This is a genomic window from Streptomyces sp. NPDC058274 (genome assembly GCF_042881375.1).
In the GTDB taxonomy this organism is placed as follows: domain Bacteria; phylum Actinomycetota; class Actinomycetes; order Streptomycetales; family Streptomycetaceae; genus Streptomyces.
The window spans coordinates 187,847-206,959 of sequence record NZ_JBHVXW010000004.1 but is presented as its reverse complement, the minus strand read 5'-3'; the positions used below and the strand labels follow the sequence as shown (position 1 = coordinate 206,959).

The 19,113-nt window shown below is 72.0% G+C and carries 17 protein-coding genes; 5 read left to right on the top strand and 12 right to left on the bottom strand.

Going from position 1 to position 19,113, the window contains the following annotated elements; all coding sequences use genetic code 11:
- Window positions 1-10 precede the first annotated feature (10 nt).
- The 6 genes from ACFVYF_RS10765 to ACFVYF_RS10740 all read right to left on the bottom strand — a co-directional run bounded on the left by ACFVYF_RS10765 (window position 11) and on the right by ACFVYF_RS10740 (window position 6,312).
- On the bottom strand, window positions 11-286 hold the full coding sequence (locus ACFVYF_RS10765) for an acyl carrier protein (protein WP_383277533.1): 276 nt from the start codon (window positions 284-286) through the stop codon (window positions 11-13).
- Window positions 280-1,227, bottom strand: a complete 948-nt coding sequence (locus ACFVYF_RS10760) for an SDR family NAD(P)-dependent oxidoreductase (RefSeq protein ID WP_389454049.1) — start codon at window positions 1,225-1,227, stop codon at window positions 280-282. The genes ACFVYF_RS10765 and ACFVYF_RS10760 overlap by 7 nt, the downstream gene beginning before the upstream one ends.
- Window positions 1,224-2,573 (bottom strand): class I adenylate-forming enzyme family protein, encoded by a 1,350-nt coding sequence (locus ACFVYF_RS10755; protein WP_389454047.1) that lies wholly within the window; start codon window positions 2,571-2,573, stop codon window positions 1,224-1,226. Before ACFVYF_RS10755 ends, ACFVYF_RS10760 begins: the two co-directional genes overlap by 4 nt.
- 660 nt (window positions 2,574-3,233) lie before the next feature.
- Window positions 3,234-3,920 carry an HAD family hydrolase gene (locus ACFVYF_RS10750; RefSeq protein ID WP_389454044.1) on the bottom strand — a complete coding sequence of 229 codons (687 nt, stop codon included), beginning with the start codon at window positions 3,918-3,920 and terminating at the stop codon, window positions 3,234-3,236.
- A gap of 61 nt (window positions 3,921-3,981) precedes the next feature.
- Window positions 3,982-4,686, bottom strand: a complete 705-nt coding sequence (locus ACFVYF_RS10745; protein ID WP_389454042.1) for a response regulator transcription factor — start codon at window positions 4,684-4,686, stop codon at window positions 3,982-3,984.
- A gap of 495 nt (window positions 4,687-5,181) precedes the next feature.
- Window positions 5,182-6,312: an acyl-CoA dehydrogenase family protein gene (locus ACFVYF_RS10740; RefSeq protein ID WP_389454039.1), complete on the bottom strand. Its 1,131-nt coding sequence runs from the start codon at window positions 6,310-6,312 to the stop codon at window positions 5,182-5,184.
- 108 nt (window positions 6,313-6,420) lie between these two features.
- On the opposite strand from ACFVYF_RS10740, the gene ACFVYF_RS10735 reads away from it, so the two are divergent.
- Window positions 6,421-7,023, top strand: a complete 603-nt coding sequence (locus ACFVYF_RS10735) for a TetR family transcriptional regulator (RefSeq protein ID WP_389454036.1) — start codon at window positions 6,421-6,423, stop codon at window positions 7,021-7,023.
- On the opposite strand, the gene ACFVYF_RS10730 is transcribed toward ACFVYF_RS10735, so the two are convergent.
- Window positions 6,993-7,979: a ScbA/BarX family gamma-butyrolactone biosynthesis protein gene (locus tag ACFVYF_RS10730; RefSeq protein WP_389454033.1), complete on the bottom strand. Its 987-nt coding sequence runs from the start codon at window positions 7,977-7,979 to the stop codon at window positions 6,993-6,995. The two genes, ACFVYF_RS10735 and ACFVYF_RS10730, sit on opposite strands and share 31 nt — an antisense overlap.
- A 246-nt stretch (window positions 7,980-8,225) precedes the next feature.
- On the opposite strand from ACFVYF_RS10730, the gene ACFVYF_RS10725 reads away from it, so the two are divergent.
- A complete protein-coding gene (locus ACFVYF_RS10725; protein ID WP_383277503.1) occupies window positions 8,226-8,900 on the top strand; it encodes a ScbR family autoregulator-binding transcription factor in 675 nt (224 codons plus the stop codon).
- A 32-nt stretch (window positions 8,901-8,932) separates the two neighbouring features.
- Here the strand turns inward: ACFVYF_RS10725 and ACFVYF_RS10720 are convergent, their stop codons facing one another.
- The 3 genes from ACFVYF_RS10720 to ACFVYF_RS10710 form a co-directional block, all read right to left on the bottom strand.
- The gene (locus ACFVYF_RS10720; protein WP_389454030.1) at window positions 8,933-9,286 is read right to left on the bottom strand and encodes a phosphopantetheine-binding protein; all 354 of its coding nucleotides are present in this window, start codon (window positions 9,284-9,286) and stop codon (window positions 8,933-8,935) included.
- 275 nt (window positions 9,287-9,561) lie between these two features.
- Window positions 9,562-10,773, bottom strand: a complete 1,212-nt coding sequence (locus tag ACFVYF_RS10715; protein ID WP_389454027.1) for a cytochrome P450 — start codon at window positions 10,771-10,773, stop codon at window positions 9,562-9,564.
- Window positions 10,763-11,506, bottom strand: a complete 744-nt coding sequence (locus tag ACFVYF_RS10710) for a tRNA-dependent cyclodipeptide synthase (RefSeq protein WP_389454701.1) — start codon at window positions 11,504-11,506, stop codon at window positions 10,763-10,765. The genes ACFVYF_RS10715 and ACFVYF_RS10710 overlap by 11 nt, the downstream gene beginning before the upstream one ends.
- A 256-nt stretch (window positions 11,507-11,762) precedes the next feature.
- Between ACFVYF_RS10710 and ACFVYF_RS10705 the strand changes: the two genes are divergently transcribed.
- From ACFVYF_RS10705 to ACFVYF_RS10695, 3 genes are all read left to right on the top strand, one after another.
- On the top strand, window positions 11,763-11,996 hold the full coding sequence (locus ACFVYF_RS10705) for a hypothetical protein (RefSeq protein WP_389454025.1): 234 nt from the start codon (window positions 11,763-11,765) through the stop codon (window positions 11,994-11,996).
- 19 nt (window positions 11,997-12,015) lie between these two features.
- Window positions 12,016-12,591 (top strand): hypothetical protein, encoded by a 576-nt coding sequence (locus tag ACFVYF_RS10700; protein ID WP_389454023.1) that lies wholly within the window; start codon window positions 12,016-12,018, stop codon window positions 12,589-12,591.
- Between the two features lie 111 nt (window positions 12,592-12,702).
- Window positions 12,703-13,473 carry a thioesterase II family protein gene (locus tag ACFVYF_RS10695; RefSeq protein ID WP_389454021.1) on the top strand — a complete coding sequence of 257 codons (771 nt, stop codon included), beginning with the start codon at window positions 12,703-12,705 and terminating at the stop codon, window positions 13,471-13,473.
- A gap of 187 nt (window positions 13,474-13,660) precedes the next feature.
- Here ACFVYF_RS10695 and ACFVYF_RS10690 read toward each other — a convergent pair whose 3' ends face one another.
- Window positions 13,661-15,721 carry a beta-ketoacyl synthase N-terminal-like domain-containing protein gene (locus ACFVYF_RS10690; RefSeq protein ID WP_389454018.1) on the bottom strand — a complete coding sequence of 687 codons (2,061 nt, stop codon included), beginning with the start codon at window positions 15,719-15,721 and terminating at the stop codon, window positions 13,661-13,663.
- The gene (locus ACFVYF_RS10685) at window positions 15,718-19,113 is read right to left on the bottom strand and encodes an amino acid adenylation domain-containing protein (protein WP_389454015.1); all 3,396 of its coding nucleotides are present in this window, start codon (window positions 19,111-19,113) and stop codon (window positions 15,718-15,720) included. The genes ACFVYF_RS10690 and ACFVYF_RS10685 overlap by 4 nt, the downstream gene beginning before the upstream one ends.

The window sequence follows — 19,113 nt, the reverse complement described above, 5'->3', positions numbered from 1 at the left end:
GGGACGGCCGTCAGACCGCGATGGAGGCGCTCAGCGCCCTGGCGTAGGCCTCGACGAGCTCGTCGACGGTACGGATGTCGGAGATCACCAGGTCCTCCTCGGCGAACGGGTCCACGTCGAGGTCGATCTCCAGCTGGATGATGAGGCGGGCGAGCAGCAGCGAGCTGAGACCGATCGCGTTGAGCGCCTCGGCGCCGGTGAATTCACCGTGCTCGACGTCCGCCTCCTTGAGGAGTTCGGAAATGTGCTCCAGCACAATGGCCTTGATGGCGGTGGTGTCTAGCATGTGATGCCTCCGTCGACGACGAGCGTTTGTCCGGTGATGAAAGAGGACTGGGGAGAAGCGAGGAACAGGACGGCGTTGGCGATCTCCTCGACGTCCGCGAGCCGGCCGAGCGGTGTACGGCGCGCGATGCGCTCCCGGTTCTGCTCGGTCACTTCGGTCGTCATGTCGCTGTCGAAGAAGCCCGGCACAAGGGAATTGACCCGGATGTTCAGCGGGCCGAGTTCCCGGGCCAGACTTCTGCTGAATCCGTCGAGTCCCGCCTTGGTCGCGGAATAGACGGCGACTCCGCGGTAACCACGTACGGCGTTGATGGACGACACATTGATGATCTGACCGCCGCCCGAGCCGCTCATGACCCGGGCGCAGGCCTGAGCGAGGGCGATCGGGGCGGCCAGGTTGCTGGCGAGCAGGGTGTCGACCTGACGGGACGAGGTGGTCAGGAACAGTTCCTGCCGGTTCAGCACGGCCGCGTTGTTGACCAGCAGGTCGATCCCGCCGAACCTGCGGGCCACCGAGTTCACGAAGGTGCGCAGCGCCTTGCGGTCGACGAGGTCGACGGACTCCCAGATGAAGTGGTCGGGCCGCTCGGCCACCGTGTCCTTGACGAAGTCGTTCGCGGACCGGCTGAAGGTGGCGACCTGCCAGCCGTCGGCCAGCAGCCGCTCCACGAGCAGCCGGCCGAGGCCGCGGCTGCCGCCACTGATGACGGCGGTGCGGGCGGTCTCCCTCTCGCCGGCGACCGCAGCGGGGGCGCTCTCCCTCTCGTCGGCGACCGCAGCGGGGGCGGTCTCCCTCTCGTCGGCGACCGCAGCGGGGGCGGCCCCCTGCTCGCCGGCAACCGCGGTGGTCTCCTGCTCGCCGGCGACCGCGGTGGGAGCGGTCTCCTCCGTCGGGCCGCTGACGACGGCGGCGTGGGCGGTCTCCTCCTGCGGGCCGCTCATGCCAGCGCCCGGGTCTTCTTGAAGCGGTCCGAGTGGTGTTGCTCGGTGGACACCTCGACCAGCGCGGGGACCTTGAAGCCCTCCAGCTTGGTACGGCAGTGCTCGCGCACCCGCCGGGACACCGAGCGCGCGTCCTCCTCGATCCCGTCGGCGAGCTGCACGGTCGCCTTCACCACCATGCCCGTGACATGGCTCGGACGGCCGCTGACGGTGACCTCGGCGATGCCGGGAACCTCCAGGACGACGCTCTCGACCTCGCTCGGGTAGACCTTCTCGCCGCCCACGTTGATGATCTCCGAGCGGCGGCCGAGGATCCGGATCCAGTCGCCGTCGGTCTCCACCACGTCCTGGGTGTTGAAGAACCCCTCGTCGTCGAAGGGCGCGGGCGCGTTCAGATAGCCGAGCATCGCCATGTCCGAGCGGATCCACAGCACATCGTCGATGATCTTGTGCTCGAAGCCGGAGTTGCCGAGCTTGACCCACAGGGTGGCGTCGCCGCGGGACTTGGTGGGCAGAATGCCGAGTTCGGACAGGCCGTACGTCTGCTTCAGCCGTACGTCCGGCAGTTGCCCGGCGAGCCGGCGCAGGGTCCGCTCGGGCATCGGCTCGGTGCCGTACGTGACGAGCCGCAGCGCCGAGGTGTCGTAGCGCTCCAGGACGCCGGAGATCAGCACCATGTTCAGGAACGTCGGCGTGGTCGGCAGGATCTGCACGCCGTGCCGGGCGATCGCGGCGAACACCGAGTCGGGGGTGCGCTCCCCGACGGTGACCACGGTGCCGCCCTGGGTCAGCGTGTGCAGCAGGGTGTTGATGCCGCCGATGTGGTCCAGGCTGAGGAACGACAGGATGCGACTGGCCTTCTCGCCCTCGCCGTACCGGGCCAGCACCTTGCTGAAGTCCAGCACCGACGCCTTGCTGCGCCCGGTGGTGCCGGAGCTGAACAGGACGAGTCCGGGGCGGCCGGCCGCGCGCAGCTGCTCGTAGAGCGCGTGGTCCGCCGTGCGGCCGGTGCGCCGGACGGCGTCCGCGCCGTCGGGGTCGACCGTGATGGTGACCTCGACCTCGGCGACGTCGAGGAACTCCGCGCGCTTGGCGTCGGGGAGCGTGGTCAGCGGAACGACCACGACACCGCGTTCGATCAGCGCGATCATGCCGGCGCAGGCCTTCGGCGAGTAGGCCCCTTCCAGGGTCACCACCTCGCCGGCCCGCACGTTGTTCGCGTCCAGCAGGTCATGCCATTCGGCGACCATGCCGAGCAATTGCTCATAGGTGTAGGTGCGGTCGTCGAATACAACGGCATCGGCGGTGCCGAAGCCGGACAATCGATTGGTCAGGGAATTTGCCACTCTGATCTCCATATCCCCCGGGCGATCCATGGACCGCCGTATGAGAAAGGGCATGACACCAAACGGGAGAATCGCCATTCCGTTTGAAACGCCATTCCGTTTGAATCGAGATCCAGCCTAGGAGTACGCACCACCGCCCACAACGGGCCTTTGGAGCACCGCGTTCGACATCGCCGGGCGGCTACACCGGACGGTCACCCGGTCACCCCGTGCGGTGACTCCGGGCGATTACTCCGGGAGGCCGCTCCGGACGACTCCCCCATTCCGCGATCCCGTCCCGACTCCCAATCCGGGCAGGCCATTTCGGCACCCCGTTCAGGCACCCCGTTCAGGCACCCCATTCAGGCACTCAATTCAGCTATCCATTGCAGGCACCCAACCTGACACCCCGACCGGGCACCCCATCCCAACCCCCCGACCCGACACCCCCTTTCACCTCCTCAACCGAGCTCCCCCATTCGGGGACCCGACCGGGCACCCCAACCGGGCACCCCGTCCGGGCACCTCAACCAGCCATCCCCTCCCGGCACTTCGCACCGGCACCTCCTCGGACGGCAGGGACAGCCGGGCCCGGCGGGCCCGGACGCACAAAAGCGGAAAGCGGCTGTCCGCACAGGCGGACAGCCGCTTTCCGTTCGAGGCCCGGGTGGGCCGGTTGGCTCAGGCGGCCGAGAGCACCGGCCAGCCCCCGCGCTCGGCGTGCTCGGAGAGCACCGGATCGGCCCCGATCACCCGGGGGTTGCCGACGAGCAGCAGCATCTCGAGATCGCTGGAGTGGTCGCCGTACGCGAAGCAGTCGGCGGGGTCGACGCCCAGCTCTGTCATGACCTCCGCGGTACCGAGGGCCTTGTTGTCCCCGATCATCGGGCGGACCACCTCGCCGGTCAGGACGCCGGACGCGTCCGCGACCGGTTCCGTGCACAGCACCCGGTGGGCGCCGATGTCCTGGGCGAGGGGGCGGAGGACACCGGGGAACGAGCCGGAGACGAGGACCACGGTGTCGCCCGCCGCGCGATGGCCGGCCACGGCCCGCAGCGAGGACTCCACGAACGCGCCGGGGCGTTCCCGGTACTCCTCGTACCAGGCGCGGCCGCCGGCGAGCAGGGCCTCCTCGCGGACTCCGGCGAAGCGCCGGTAGAAGTCGCGGTTGATCTCGGCCCGGTCGACACCGGCCGCGGCCCGGGCCCGGACCTGGGCGTACTCCGCTTCGAACTCGCTCCCGTCGTCACCGTGCCGGGCCATCCAGTGGCGCAGGAAGTCGAACATGCTCTTGACCCGGATCAGGGTCTCGTCGACGTCGAAGAACGCCGCGCGCGGCGCCTGGCCGGCGCCCGAGGTGCTCACCATGGTCTGTCTCGCTCCTTGTCTCGGGTGGTGGTGCGCTGAACGGGTCTTCCGCGGCGGCATGTCAGCCCGCCGGGGCCATGCGGTCGGCGACGACGGCGGTGGCGCGCTCCGCGGTCCCGGGCCCGGCCGTCCTCCGCGCGGCCGCGCCCTGCTCGTAGAGGCCCTCGCGCAGTGCGATGGCGACCGCCATCGTGCGGTTCGGGCAGTCGAGCTTCGCCAGGATGTTGGCCACCAGCCGCTTCGCTCCGTGTTCGGAGATCGCGAGCCGGCGGCCGATCATGCGGTTGCTCATGCCGTCCACCAGCAGGCCGAGGGCCTGGTGTTCCCTGGGGGTCAGCCGGGGCAGCGGCCGGGCGGCGGCTGCCGTGCGGGCGGGCTCCAGCAGCCGGCGGGCGAGCCGCGGCGGGATGGGCACCTCCCCGCGGGCGACGCGGGCGAACGCGTCGTACAGCGTCTCGGCGGTCAGCCCGCCCACGGCCAGGATCCCGGCACTGGGCACGCTGGTGACGCGGGCCAGGTCGACGTCCTCCTCGTCGTCGACGAGGAGGAGCACCTTCGGGCCGTCGGCGCCGAGCGCGCCGAGGCCGGCGACGGCCTCCGCGTCGATCTCGTCGACCGAGAGCAGCAGGATGTCCGCGGCGGCTGCCGCGGTGTCCCGCACGGCTCCGAGCGAGTCGGTGTGGGACCTCAATTTCCGGACGGCCGGGACGGTTTCGAGCATCCGCTCGATGCCGTAGCGCTGCAGATCGTTTCGCAGGCCCAGCATGACGTCGACGGCCGGAGCGGGTTCTGGTCGGCTTGCCTCAATGCTCCACACGAGGCGGACCCCCCTTGATCAATGGCGTGCGGTCAGGTGCCCAGCTCCTGGACAGGCCCCTATCATGACACAGAAGAAAACCTTCGAGAAGGTTTTCTAGTTAATCACCTCCCCTCGCAGGTCAATGTGGGTGCAACCACTGCAGCGAGTCTCAAGATTGGCAAAATCCAAGTCAAATACCTTCACGAACGAATGTATTTCCCGCATCATGATTCCACGCTCACCGCCGACCTTCCAAGGCAGGCCCGCACATGACCGTCATCGAAGAGCGCGCCGCCGCTCAACTGCCGCAGCGCGGCGCCACGTCGTGGCGGCGCTGACCCGGGCGGGCCCGCCCGTACGAACGGGCGGGCCGCAGGGCCGCCGTCATGCCCTCGCACCGGTCCCGGCGAGGGACTTACGCTTCGGCGCCCTCATCCGGTCCGACCGGATCCGGTGGACCGACTACCGCACGGCGGCGGCCGGTTCGGCTGCCCTGGCCCCGGTTTCGGCGAGCGCGGCGGCGGCGTAGGCGGTGGCCACCGGCTCCAGGCGCAGGACGCCGTGGGAGGCGACGGTGTGCACATCCCGCCACAGGCGCTGGAGTTCACCTCCGGCGTCGCGGATGTGCGCGCCGCCGGTGCGGAACAGGCGGTCCACCGCACCGGCGAGCAGCTCGGCGGCGACGGCGGCGTCCCGCTGGTTGCCGGCGACCAGGAGATCGGTGACCGGTTCGGTGTCCGCGCGGTGGGCGGCTCGCGTCAGCAGCAGCCCGGCCGCGTCGATGCGCGCCGAGGCGCAGGCGAGCGCCTCCCGGACCGCCGGGCTGTCGTGCTGGGGGCGTCCGCTGCCGGTCGACTTCGCGGCGGCCCACTCGGACCACACCCCGAGAGCACGGCGCGCGGCCCCCAGGGCGGGGGCGCAGAACAGCAGCCCGCCGGCCAGCTGAGCGGGCGCGGTGTGGCAGCGGGCCCCCGCCGGGTCCTCGCTGCCGCGTATCAGGTCGGCCTGGAGGAAGGAGCGGTGATGCGGGACGAAGACGTCCCCGATCACCACCGTGTGACTGCCGGTGCCGCGCAGCCCGGTGCTGTCCCAGGTGTCCTCGACGGTGACCTCACGGGCCGGGACGGCGAAGACCCGGATGCGTCTGCCGTCCTCGTACGGTTCCGGGGCGGACACCAGGACCCACTCGGCGAAGTCGATCCCGCTGACGCACGCCCACGTGCCGTGCACGCGCCAGCCTCCCTTGACCGGCTGCGCGCCGCCCGCGGGCGGCATGAGCGCGGCAGCGATCCGTACGTGCGGGGACGCGCCCCACACCTCCCGCTGTCCCCGCTCGGGGAGTTGGGCGGCGTACCGGCCGTGCGCGGCCCAGAGCATGCCGCACCAGGCGGCCGAGGTGCAGCCCTCGGCGAGGGCGGAGACGTCGGCGAGCAGGGCGCCGAACGTGCCCTCCGCTCCGCCCCAGCGGCGCGGTACGAAGTGCCCGGCCGCCCCGGACGCGGTGATCGCGGCGACCACCTCATCGGCCAACCTCCTGTTCAGGTCGGCGAGTCGGGCGTTCGCTGCGGCGGTGCGGAGGACGCGGCTGGTCATACGACTGCTCCTGTTTGTCGGAAAACGAAGGGGTCCCATGGACAGAAAAAGTGCGTTCAAGAAGGTATTCTTTTCAGAACCGCCGACCACCCACCGAAGGGATACGCGATGACGAAACAGGCGCGCTCCCGCCGTACCCATGAACTGGTCCTCGACGCGGCCGCGGCCGAGTTCGCCCGGCACGGCTACCCGCGCGCCAACCTCCAGCACGTGGCCGACCGCACCGGGCTGACCAAAGGCGCCCTGTACGGCCACTTCGCCTCGAAGGAAGAGCTCGCCCGGGCGCTGACCGGCCAGCTGGACGAGGTGCTGGAGAAGCTCGTCGCGCAGGACACGGTCGACGAGTTGCCGGCCCGCGAGCGGCTGCGCGCGCTGTCCTGCGCGCTGGCGGAGCGGATCGAGTCGGATGTGCGGATCAACGCGGCACTCCGGCTGGAGATGGACGAGGTGCACTCGGCGCCCGAGCCGCCCCGGCTGCTCGCCGATCTGCGCCGGCTCGCCACGGAGGTGGCGGAGAGCGCGAAGACCGAGGGCACGCTGGGCGAGCGGCCTTCCACCGCGCCGCTCGCCGATCTGGCCACGGTCATTCTGGTGGGGGCCTACTACACCGCCCCCGATCTGGAGCGGCGGGGGCTGGCGGACCGGGTGCGCGATCTGTGGGACGCGCACCCGGCCTGCGGTCAGGCCGTGCTGGGAATCACGACCCGGTGACCGAGCGCGCCCGCGTCCCGGTGGGTCACGGCGTCGGCGGCGGCGTCGGTCCGCTCGCCGGCGAGACCCCAGGTCGCCCGGCAGGTCGTCAGAACCTTGCCGCCCTGTACGGCGTCGGTCGTCAGGTGCACCGTGCCGGGCGCGGCACCCGGGCGCCGTTCCCGCACGACGAGGTCGATCGGTTCGTCGAGTTCACCGAAGGCCACGCAGTCGACCGCCATGCCCAGCAGGACGTGCGCGTCGCCGCGGCCGGCCTCCGAGGGGTGCAGCAGCAGGTGGCCGAGCTGGCGGAAGCCCTCCAGCGTGACCATCAGCGGCACATGGTCGCTGGGGTGGTCGAAGAAGATCGGGTGCTCCACGTCCACCAGCAACTGCCAGGGCCCTTCGGCCCGTTCGCGGACGAGGACGCTGTCCTTGGAGCGCAGCCGGCCCACCGCGGCGGGGTGCACGCGCTCGACGGCGCGCGGAGCCGGTCCGGTCACCGCGGCGCCGGTGGGCCTGGCGCCCCGGCCGCGCAGCATCGTGTACCGCTTGTCGTCCACCGCGACGACGTGCAGGGCCCCCCGGCCGCACGTACGCCCCCCGACGGTGAGCACGACCTCGAGCCGCATGCCGAAGCGGCTCGGCGGGCGGTTGCCCTCCCACCGCCACCGCGCCTCCAGCACCACCGGGAGCGGCTCGCCGCCGATGCGCAGCGCGGCCGGGTCGGTGATCTCGAACTCCGCGCCGGTGCCGATGAAGCGGTGGGTGAGCGGGACGCCGTAGAAGGAGTGCGCCAGATAGACGAGCGACTGGCGGATGGTCTCCATGAACAGCAGCGGGTCACACGTGCCACCACTGCCCGGCGAGTAGAGCGCGTGGTCGCGCGGCCACTGGGCGGCGACCAGGAAGCTGTGCTCGCCGGTGCGGACGGCGTCGGTCAGGAACACCTCGGCTATCGCGGCGCGGTGGACCATATGGCGCGGTACGGGCTGCAGATAAGTGAGCCCCGGGTCGGCCGGTCTGACGGACGGACCCCGTCCGACCAGTCGCTCGGCGGTCTGTTGAACAGGCGAAATGGCAGGCTGATGCATGGTCTGAACCCCCGGTGAATGCATTCACGCAGACAGCAACATCGGCACGACGGCTTGTGCTCATCGAGCCACGACTTACAATACATTCCCGAAGGTATATTTCAAGGAAACTCATCGAGGATGGACACCATGGCCGCGGAAAGCACGACCCGGACGTCCCGGCCCACGCGGGACTCCGCACCCCGTCACAAGGACACGGGGCTCAAGCAGGAGCGGGCCGTGCGCACCCGGGGGCAGGTGCTCGACGCCGCGGCCGAGGCGTTCGCGACCAAGGGTTTTCCCGCCGTCACCGTCATGGACGTGGCCGAGCTCGCGGGGGTGACCAAGGGTGCCGTCTACTTCCACTTCGCCAACAAGGAGGCCCTCGCCAAGGCCGTGGCCGAGGAGTTCTACCACGTGCTCGGGGTGATCGGGCAGGAGGTGCAGGACGAGGAGCTGTCACCGCTGGACGCGGTCGCCGAACTGCTGGACCGTACGGCGGTCGCCTTCCGGGACGACACGATGGTGCAGGCCGGCGCCCGGCTGCAGATCGAGCGCTCCCTGATCGGCGCCGACCTGCCGATGCCGTACCTGGGCTACACCGAGTCGCTGGTCTCCTGGTTCCGGCAGGCGCAGGACGAGGGACAGCTGGCCACCGAGACCTCCCCGGAGGTCACCGCCCGGATCCTGGTCTCGGCCTTCTTCGGCGCCCAGCACATCTCCTGGGTGCTCAACGACCGCGCCGACCTCACCGAGCGCGTCCGGGAGATCCTGGACACGGTGGTCCCGCGACCCGCGAAGCGGAGGCGCACCCGGCGCGGGTGACGAGCCGGCGGCGACCGCGGAGTGCGGGCCCGTCAGGGACGCGACCCCTCCCCCGGGTCGGCGTGCGCCGCCGGCGCGCCCTCCAGGCGTTCGGCCAGCGCGGCCGGGGTGGGCCACTCGTACAGGTCCCGGATGGACAGCTCCACACCGAGCACCGTCCGCACGAGCGCCGACAGACGTGCCGCGGCCAGTGAATGCCCGCCCAGCGCAAGGAAGTTGTCGTGCGGCCCGACCCGGTCCAGGCCGAGGACCCGCGCGAACAGCGCGCACAGCGCCCGCTCCCGGACGGCTCCCGGCTCCTGGTCGCCCTCGCCGGCGGACAGCTCGCCGGACATCGGCACCGGTCGGCCGGCGCGGTCCCGCGGAGCGTTCCTCGCGTCGTCCACGCCGGGCGTCCTTCCAGTGCGGGGTGTTTCGATCGGTGCCGAAATGAAACAAACCTTCATGCGGGTATATTATGCTCCACGGTCTCATCACGTGAAGAGGGCGGGGGGCGGGGGCGGCACACCTGGGGCGTGTCCACACCGTCCCGGCCGCTCGCGACGCCTGGTACCGGAGCCCTGGCCGGACGGAGCCGGGGCCTCGGACGCGGGCAGCGCGGATCAACCCGCACCTGCGATCGCGCCGGCAGCTTCGGTCACTGCGCGGCGGCGCGGTCCGGTCACCACATGACGGGCAGCCGTTCGGGGATGCGCTTCATGAAGCCGGTGCGCCAGACGAGTTGGGCGACGGGAACCGCGAGCTGGAGGTCGGGCATGCGGTCGAGCAGGACCTCCAGGGCGATCTCCGCGTGCTTCTTGCCGAGGGCCGTGGCGGGGCAGTAGTGCCGGCCCCCGCCGAAGGAGAGATGGGCGGTGCTGTTCTCGCGGGTGAGGTCGACCTTGTGCGGGTCGGGAAACTCCTCGGCGTCGAAGTTGGCCCCCTCGACGAGGACCAGCACCAGTTCGCCCTTGCGCACGTCCACGTCACCGAGTCGGACGTCCTCCAGGGCGAGCCGAGGCAGCCCGTCGCCGATGGAGAGGTTGACCCGCAGGAGTTCGTCCACGGCCGCCGGGATCCGGTCCGGATGCGCGAGCAGCTCGTCCTGCAGTTCGGGGTGCTGGACGAGTGAGACCAGCGCCATGGTCAGGAAGCCCGCGGTGGAGATGACGCCGGCGCCGAACATGGTCACGCCGACCGTGGCGAGCATCTCGTCGGTCAGATGGGCGTACTCCGGATCCTTGCGGAGGGCCGCCAGCTCGGCCATCAGACCGGTGGTGGCGGGGTCGTCCAGCCGCTGGGTCATATAGGCGATGTCGCGGTCCCAGTTGAGCTTCGCACCGGAGACCGGGCACGCGGAGTTCATGAACGCGATGTCCAGGCTGCGCATCAGCCGGGGCGCGTCCGTCTGCGGGATGCCGAGGATGTGGCAGTGCATGGCCGCCGAGTACGGGTCGGCGAAACCGCCGCGCAGGTCGGCCGGGGCTCCCTCGGCCACGAGTCCGTCGACCAGTTCGGCGGCGTAGGACCGCATCCAGTCCGTCAGGCCCTCGGCCTTGGGATTGAGCGCCTTGAGGACGGCCTTGCGCAGTCCGGCCCCGGTGATGTTGCCCATGTTGTTGACGACCTCGGGCGGGATCGTCAGCGCGTACTGGCGTGGCACGCCCGGAGCCGAGGTGTCCTTGAGACTGAACCGGTCGTCCTCCAGGACCTGTTTGCACAGCTCGTAGGAGGACACCAGCCAGGCCACGTCGCCCGCGATGGTCCGCACCTTGCGGACCGGGGCGGTCGCGCGCAACTCGGCGACCTCCGAGGGGAGTTGGTCCCCGCGCCAGGAGAACGGGAAGTCGAGCGGCGGACCGGTGACCGGGTCGAGCAGCGCCTCAGCGGGCATCGGAGTCTCCTTGCGCGGGCGTGACGATGGCATGGCCCTGGTTGCGGGAGGCGCGCAGCCCGGAGCCGCGCGCGTAGAGCAGCTCGGCCATCGGCAGCAGCTGGTGGTAGCAGTTGAGGGAGGACGGGACGCCCAGGATGGCCGGGGTGTCCAGGAACAGCGGCGCCTCCGCGCAGACGTATTCCAGACACACCGCGCGCTGCCGCTCGGTGCCGGCCTGCCCGTCCAGGACCTTGGAGGAGAGGAAGGAGTCCACGAGCGCGTTGCAGGTCGTCCTGAACTCCGGGTCCGTGTCGAGGAGTTCCCGGATGTGGTCGTGGATCCTCCGGTACGCCGGGTTGGCGGTGAAGTCCGACATGGCGTACGCGCCGATCCGGTGTCCCCGGGAGCCGAAGTCCTCGGCGGCGGCGGTCACCTTGGCGCGTACTCCCCGCAGGTTCTTGACGGCCTTGCGGCGGGCGTCGTCGGCCGGATAGCCGAACGCCTCGTACATCTCGGCGACATGGAGGTCGGTGTAGACGAAGTCGACCCGGTCGAAGTGCTCGACGCCCCAGTGGGCCAGGTCGTTGATGCGCTGGGCCGAGAAGTAGCTGTTCCCCGGCGATACGCCGATCACGGCATGGTCTCCCGCGGTGTGGATCACCTGGCAGTGCGGGGTGTAGGGCCGGACGTCGAAGAGGCCGGACGTCTGCGGCTGCTGGGTGGTGACGTGCTGGATCTCGGAAACGGTCACAGTCGTCAACTGGAGAGTGTCCTTCGCGTCGCAAGTCCCAATGGAGCCTCGTGCTCCTGGTGTGGCGACGACGCCGTGAAGTTAGCTTCCGAACACGGAGAGTGTCAACGCCCGTCTTACCGGACGCGGTTGTCCAGGGGCGCGGCGGCGCGCGAACGGACCCCCGGCGAAGGTGCCGCCGCAACTGCCGATCGCGGGCGCCGTCCGCTCGTAACGTCAAATCCCGTAGCTGTAGGACCACTTCAGGAGGACACGTATGAACAACAGCCTTCGTACGGCGGCCGCGGCCGCAGCGCTGGTCACCGGGCTGGTGGCGGTGGGCAGCACCACCGCCGCCGCTGCCACGCGGCCCGAGCGGATCACCTCGCAGGAGCAGCTCTCCGCGAACCTGCAGAAGGCGATCAGTGCCGAACAGGACAACGGCGCCGTCACCGACGGCGTCGTCGCGGGTCTGGTCGCCACGTCGGGCGCCTACCGGGCCCTCTGCTGACGGGATGGAGGTGAGCACCGTGGACAGCATCGTGGACAGCTCCGTGGGCAGCACCGCGGATCGCGCCGTGGGCAGCACCGCGGATCGCGCCGGGGAGCGGGCACAGGACCGGGTTCATCAGCACGGGGACCAGGACGGGCGGGAGCCTTCCGTCACCTGGTGCCCGAGCGGTGACGCGCACCGCCCGGAGTCCGTCGTGCTCGGTGTCAGGTCCGGGGAGAACGGCGAGGTCGTCTATCTCGCCGACCCGGTACCGGCCGCCGACGTCCTCGGCGGTATCCCGGAGGGCATCGCACCCAACCGTGTCCTGCGGTTCGCCTCGCACTGCGTCTCCGACTGCGCCAACCGCATCGGCACGTCCTGCGGGCTGATCGAGCGCATCCGGACCGTACCGTCCGAGCCGACCGCGAGCGCCGTGCCACGGTGCCACCTCCGTCCGCACTGCAAGTGGTGGAACCAGGTCGGCGTCGACGCCTGCCACCGCTGCCCCGCCGTCACCACCCTGAACTCCCCCGAGGACGAGCTCACCGCGCTCGTCGCCGACCCCTCCACCACCCGGGAACAGCTGGACAGCTGGATCGCCGCGGCGGAGTGACGCCCGAGCCCCGCGCCCCGGTGGACCCGTGACAGGGTTGCCGGGGCGCTCCCATGGAGTCCGGCCCGGGGCCGGGCCCCGCCGCCAACCCAGCACGAGAGAAGGGCTGTTGTGGACAACTGGATACGCCGCTACCACCCCGCACCCGGCGCCCCGGCGCGACTGCTGTGCTTCCCGCACGCGGGCGGCTCGGCCGGCGCCCACCATGCGCTGTCGGCCTCCGTCAAAGGCACCGTCGAGACCCTGGCCGTGCAGTACCCGGGGCGGCTCGACCGCTTCAGCGAGCCGTTCGCCGAGCGGCTGGACGACATCGTGGACGCCGTGCTCGACGCCGTACGGGATGCCGGGCCGGACGGGTCCGCCGCGGACGGCCGGCCGCTGGCCCTGTTCGGGCACAGTATGGGAGCGGTCCTGGCATTCGAGACCGCGCGGCGGCTGGAGGCCGAAGGGCGGGCGCCGGTCGCGCTGTTCGTCTCCGGGCGGGAGGGCCCTTCGCTGCCGGTCGGCACCCGGTTGCCCGAGCATCCCTCGGACGACGACCTCCTCGCCGAGCTGCGGCTGCTGTCCGGCACCGCCGACGAGCTGCTGAGCAGCCCGGACTTCCTCCAGCTCGCGCTGCCGCCGCTGCGCGCCGACTACGCGATGCTCTCCGCGTACGCCTACCGGCCCGGTCCCCCGCTGCGCTGTCCGGTGGTGGCGCTGACCGGGGACAGCGACCCCCGGGTCACGGTCGACGGGGTGGCGGAGTGGGAACGCGAGACGGAGGGGCCGTTCACGCGCCATGTGCTGCCCGGCGGTCACTTCTACCTCGACGACCATCTGCCGTACGTCGCCGACGTGATCACGTCCTCGCTGCGGACGGGGCGCGTCCCGGCGGTGTGAGCACGGCGCGGTCAGGACCGCGCACGGACAAGGGCCGGTGCCCGGACCCCCGAGCGGGTCCGGGCACCGGCCCTTTTACATGTGCGGTCTCACATGTGCGGTCTCACACGTGCGGTCTCGCACATGCCGTCTCGCATCTGGGCTCTCGCACCTGCCGCCTCGCATCCGCCATCCCGCGTCTGCCCTCTCACTCCGCCTCGAACTCGGCGAGCAGCGCGTCCAGCGAGTCCTCGGAACCCCCGGCCTCCTTGACCGCGATGATCTGGCGGGCCATCTCGTGGAGGGTGAGCTGCTCCAGGAACAGGGTGATCGGGACGTCGATGTCGAAGTCATCGCGGAGGCAGCCGACCAGGTGGACGGCGGTGAGGGAGTCACCGCCCGCGGCGAAGTACGTCAGCTCCGGGTCGTCCACCGAGTCCAGCCCCAACGCCTCGGCCAGCAGGGCGCGGACGCCCGTCTCCAGGTCGTCGGACGGCTGCCCGGCCGGCGCCGGCTGCTCCTCGTGCGGCACGCGGGAGGAGAGGTCGAGCGCGCCGAGGCTCTCCCCTGCGAACGGGTACGCCGGCAGCCCCACCCGCCGGCCAGGGCCCGTCCACGCCACCTGCTCGCCCCTCAGCCATGCCTCACCGAGCGCCCGCAGTTCACCGTCACCTGCTTCCGCGCACGTCGCGTCGCGCCCCCGCGCCAGTTCCCGGAGCCGGGCCACCGCGTCCGCGCGGTCACCGGCCACCGCATAGGCGCGTACGGCCATGGGGGTGCGGCCCAGCCGCAGGGTGTGGGCGGTGTCCGCGAGGGAGGGGGCGCCTTCGCCGGCCAGGGCCGACGCCAGCCGGCCGGCGAGGTCGCCCAGCGTCTCGCGCGTCCGGGCGGACAGGAGCAGGAGTTCGGGGCCCGCCGGCGCCGGGTCGGCGGCGGGCGGGGCGACCGGCGGTGCCTGCTCCAGGACCACGTGGACATTGGTCCCGCCGATGCCGACCGAGCTCACGCCGGCGCGGCGCGGACCGCGTTCGGGACGGGTCCAGGGCGCGGTCCGGTCGACCACGTAGAACGGGGAGTCCTCGAAGCCGAGGTCGGGGTGCGGGCGGGTGGCGCCGACGGTGGGCACGAGGGTCTCGTGCTCCAGCATGAGCACCGACTTGATGAACGCGGCCACGCCCGCCGCGGCGTCCAGATGGCCGAGGTTGGACTTCACGGAGCCGATGCCGATGGACCGGCTGCCCATCGCGCCCTTGAACGCGGCGGTCGCCGCGGCCATTTCGATGCGGTCGCCGAGCTGGGTGGCCGTGCCGTGCGTCTCCAGATACTGGGCGTCCGCCGGGTCGAGGCCCGCCGCCGCCCAGGCCTCCACGATCGCGGCCGTCTGCTGGTCGACGCCGGGCGCGGTGAAACCGACCTTGGTGGCACCGTCATTGGTGACGGCCGTGCCGCGGATGACCGCGCGGACCCGGTCTCCGTCGGCGAGCGCGTCGGACAGCCGGCGCAGCACCACGACACCCGCTCCGTTGCCCGGCACCGTACCGCCCGCCTGCTCGTCGAAGGGCCGGCAGCGGCCGTCCGGCGAGAAGATCCCGCCCTGGTAGTGGACGTAACCGCGCTTGCGTACGGTGTCCACCGCGACGCCCCCGGCCAGGGCGGCGTCGCACTCGCCGAGCAGCAGGGCCTGCACCGCGAGATGCACCGCCGTCAGGGAGGTCGAGCACGCCGTCTGCACGGTGAGGCTCGGGCCGTCGAGACCGAGGCGGTAGGAGACCCAGGGGGCGAGGAACTCGCGGTCGGTCAGGATCCGCACCTGGAGGGCGCCGATCGACGCGGCGAGCCGGGGGTCGGTCTGGGCGGCCAGCATGTGCTCGGTGACCGCGCCGCCGACGTAGACACCCGTGCGCGGCGGCCCGTCGAGCGGGTCGTAGCCGGCGTCCTCCAGGGCGGTCCAGGCCGTCTGCAGCAGCAGCCGGTGCTGGGGGTCGAGGGCGGTGGCCTCGGTGCGGTTGAAGCCGAACAGCTCGGCGTCGAAGCGGTCCGCGTCCGGCAGGAACCCCTTGGTGGGGACGTAGTCGCGGCCGCGTATCTCCTGCGGGTCGGCGCCGTCGGCGAGCAGTTCGTCCTCGGTGAAGTCGGTGAGGGAGCAGACGCCGTCGGCGAGGTTGTTCCAGTACGCGTCCAGATCGGGGGCGCCGGGGAAGCGCCCGCTCATCCCGACGACCGCGATCGCGGAGTCGAGGCCGTCGGTGGTTGCTGGTGTCTCGGTCATCGGGTCAGGCCTTTCCGGGAGGTCAGTCGTCGGGCGGCGGCGGTCCGCCGTGCGTGCCGGTCGCCGCCGCGCACGGCCGCGGCCGACTCGGCGGAGGGAGCACCGGACGGTCCTGCTGTGTCGGAGACGGCTTCGGTGGCGGCGGGCTGCGGGCTGCGGACGCCGTCGAGGTGGGCGGCGAGCGCGGAGACGGTCGGGTGGCGGAACAGGTCGACGAGGGAGAGCCCGCCGTCCAGGCCCGCCTCGCGCAGGGCCGCCAGCACGCTCAGCAGACGGACCGAATTGCCGCCCAGCTCGAAGAAGTTGTCGTGCACGCCGACCCGGTCGCGGGTCAGGACCCGGGCCCAGATCTCGGCGACCTCCCGCTCGGTGCCGGTGTCCGCCGCGGTGTACGAGGCATCCGGCAGCCGGTGGACCGTGGCGGGTTCGGGCAGCCGGGCGCGGTCGATCTTGCCGTTGGCGCTGAGCGGCAGCTCGTCCAGGTGGACGAAGAGCTCCGGCACCATGAAGCCGGGCAGCCGCCGGGAGAGATGGGCGCGCAACGCCTCGTCGGAGGGCGGCGCGGCCCCGTCGCGGCTCACCAGATAGGCCACGAGCCGCTGTTCGGCACCGGTGCCGCGCACGGTCGCCGCCGCGACGGCGACCTCCGGGAAACCGGCCAACAGGGCCTCGATCTCGCCGAGTTCGATGCGTACCCCGCGCAGCTTGACCTGGAGGTCGCTGCGCCCGAGGTAGTGCAGCCGCCCGTGTACGTCGAACCGGCCGAGGTCGCCGCTGCGGTACATGCGGGTGCCGGGTGCGCCGAAGGGGTCGGGGACGAACCGCTCGGCGGTCAGGCCGGGTTGGCCGATGTAGCCGCGGCCGAGGGAGGCGCCGGCGACGTAGATCTCGCCGGTGACGCCGACGGGCACCGGGCGCAGCCGGGTGTCCAGGACATAGAGCTTGGCGCCGGCCACGGCGCGACCGAGGACCACGGGTTCGCCGGGGTTCAGGTCCGCGGTGGTGGCGTAGACGGTCACCTCGCTGGGGCCGTACGCGTTCACGATGCGCCGGTGCGGTTCGCTGAGCCGCTCGACGAGCTCGGCGGGGCATGCCTCGCCGCCCACCGCGAGGGTCCGCAGCTCGGGCAGCTGCCCGCGGACGTCCGGCAGCAGCATGGCCGCGGACGGCGGCAGGAAGACGTAGGTGATGCCCGAGTCCCGCAGCCGGGCGGCCAGCGCCTCACCGAGGCGTTCGTCCTCCTGCGGGATGTGCAGCTCGGCGCCCGCCACCCAGGGGAAGAACAGGTCGGAGACGGCGACGTCGAATCCGAACGACACGAACTGCAGCACCTTGTCGTCCTCCGTGACCGGGAACGAATGCCGCACGGCCCGGGTGAGGTTGACCAGGGCCCGGTGCTCGACGGCCACGCCCTTGGGGCGTCCGGTGGAGCCGGACGTGAACAGGACGTAGGCGAGGTCGAGGGGCGAGGGGGCGCCGCCCTCGTACGGCGGGACCTGCGCACCGGGGCCGGCTCCGTCGAGGGCCGCTCCGTCGAGGGCCGCTCCGTCGGGGGCCGCTCCGTCGGAGGCCGCTCCGTCGGGGTCGGCCGGTGCCGGCTCGTCGGCGCGGACGCAGGGCACCCCCAGTGCCGCGGCCTTCTCCGCGGTCGCCGCCGCTGTCAGCAGCAGTCCGGTACCGGAGCACTCGACCATGTAGCGGAGGCGGTCGTGCGGGTGGGCCCGGTCCAGGGGGACGTACGCGCCGCCCGCCCGGAGCACGGCGAGGGCGGCGATGCCCTGTTCGGCGCCGCGGGGCAGCAGCAGGCCGACCCGGAAGCCGGGGCGGACGCCCGCGGCGCGCAGCCGGACGGCCAACTCATCGGCGCGGTCGAGGAGTTGGCGATAGCTGAGCCGGACGTCACCGCACACCAGGGCCGTGGCGTCCGGCCGCCGCTCGGCGACGTCGGCCACCAGATCGGGGACCAGCCGGCCGGTGTCCGCGGCGTCGGAGAGGCGGTCGGCGGCCGCCAGGGTCCCCCGGCGTTCGTCGTCGGGGACGAGGTCGAGGGCGGACAGCGGCGCGTGCGGGTCGGCGAGGAGGCCGGTCAGCAGGGTCTCGAAGTTGCGGACCCAGCGGCGCACCGTCGCCGCCTCGAACAGGTCGCTGCGGTAGATGAACTGGGCGGCCAGCTCGTCCCCCCAGCGTTCCACATGGAGGTGGAAGTCGAACTTGGCGGTTTCCACAGCGAGTTCGAGCCGCTCGGTCCGGGCGGCGTCGAGCGGCAGGGTCAGGGCGGTGTCGTCGTCGTACGCGAAGACGACCTGGACCACCGGGTCGTGGCTGGTCTCGCGGGCCGGGGCGAGCCGGTCGACGACCGCCTCGAACGGCGCGTCCTGGTGGGGCTGGGCGGCCAGCAGCGCGGTACGGATCCGGCCGGTCAGCTCGGCCAGGGACGGGTCGCCGGACAGGTCGATGCGCAGGGCCAGGGTGTTGGTCAGCATGCCGGCCAGTTCCTGGAGTTCGGGCCGCTCGCGCCCCGACACCGGGAAGCCGACCACCAGGTCGTCGCGGCCCGAGAGCCGGGCGAGGAAAGCGGCGTACACGGCGAACAGGGTCATGAACGGGGTGGCGCCGCCGGCCCCCGCCACCTCGGCGAGGCGCTCACGGACCGGCGCCCCGAGCAGGAACCGCTCGCTGCCGCCGGCGGAGGTGCGGACCGCGGGGCGGGGCCGGTCCAGCGGCAGTTCGAGGGTGGCGGGCGCGCCGCGCAGCCGGGCCGCCCAGTGCTCGACGGAAGCGGTGTACGCGCCGTCGGCCTGGCGTTCGCGCTGCCAGGCGGCGTAGTCCGGGAACTGCAGCGGCAGTTCGGGTGGGCTGTGCGGCCGGCCCGCCCGCTCGTCGCGGTACGCCGCTGACAGCCCGTCGAGGATCACGCCGAGCGACCAGCCGTCGCAGACCAGGTGGTGGGCGACGAGGAGGACGCGGTGGCTGCCGTCGTCGACGGCGTACACGGTGCAGCGCAGCAGCGGTCCGGCGGCTGTGTCGAAGGGGCGGTCCGCCTCGGCCCGCAGCAGGGCGTCCACCTCGTGCGCCGTGGTGTCCCTGACGGTGAGCGCGGCGCGGGCGGTGGCCCGTACGAGCTGGGTCTGGGTCCCGTCGGGTGCGGTGCGGAAGACGGTCCGCAGCGACTCGTGGCGGGTGACGAGCGCGTCCAGGGCGCGGCCGAACGCGGCGGCGTCGAAGGGTCCGTGCACGGCGAAGGCGGCCGGCACGTTGTACTGGGCGGTGCCGGGGTCCATCTGGTCGAGGACCAGCAGCCGGCTCTGGGCGTCGGAGACGGGGAACTCGTACTCCTCGCCCGGCCCGGTGGACAGGTCGGTGAGGTCGAGGTCGGCGGTGTCGGTGAGCAT

Bases quoted from the DNA above. Each gene is read 5' to 3' on its own strand.
- ACFVYF_RS10725 (WP_383277503.1), top strand. From the start codon at position 8,226: ATGGCCGCGGAAAGCACGACCCGGACGTCCCGGCCCACGCGGGACTCC.
- ACFVYF_RS10745 (WP_389454042.1), bottom strand. From the start codon at position 4,686: ATGCTGGGCCTGCGAAACGATCTGCAGCGCTACGGCATCGAGCGGATG.
- ACFVYF_RS10765 (WP_383277533.1), bottom strand. From the start codon at position 286: ATGCTAGACACCACCGCCATCAAGGCCATTGTGCTGGAGCACATTTCC.
- ACFVYF_RS10730 (WP_389454033.1), bottom strand. From the start codon at position 7,979: ATGGTCCACCGCGCCGCGATAGCCGAGGTGTTCCTGACCGACGCCGTC.
- ACFVYF_RS10685 (WP_389454015.1), bottom strand. From the start codon at position 19,113: ATGCTCACCGACACCGCCGACCTCGACCTCACCGACCTGTCCACCGGG.
- ACFVYF_RS10690 (WP_389454018.1), bottom strand. From the start codon at position 15,721: ATGACCGAGACACCAGCAACCACCGACGGCCTCGACTCCGCGATCGCG.
- ACFVYF_RS10705 (WP_389454025.1), top strand. From the start codon at position 11,763: ATGAACAACAGCCTTCGTACGGCGGCCGCGGCCGCAGCGCTGGTCACC.
- ACFVYF_RS10740 (WP_389454039.1), bottom strand. From the start codon at position 6,312: ATGACCAGCCGCGTCCTCCGCACCGCCGCAGCGAACGCCCGACTCGCC.
- ACFVYF_RS10735 (WP_389454036.1), top strand. From the start codon at position 6,421: ATGACGAAACAGGCGCGCTCCCGCCGTACCCATGAACTGGTCCTCGAC.
- ACFVYF_RS10760 (WP_389454049.1), bottom strand. From the start codon at position 1,227: ATGAGCGGCCCGCAGGAGGAGACCGCCCACGCCGCCGTCGTCAGCGGC.
- ACFVYF_RS10750 (WP_389454044.1), bottom strand. From the start codon at position 3,920: ATGGTGAGCACCTCGGGCGCCGGCCAGGCGCCGCGCGCGGCGTTCTTC.
- ACFVYF_RS10715 (WP_389454027.1), bottom strand. From the start codon at position 10,773: ATGCCCGCTGAGGCGCTGCTCGACCCGGTCACCGGTCCGCCGCTCGAC.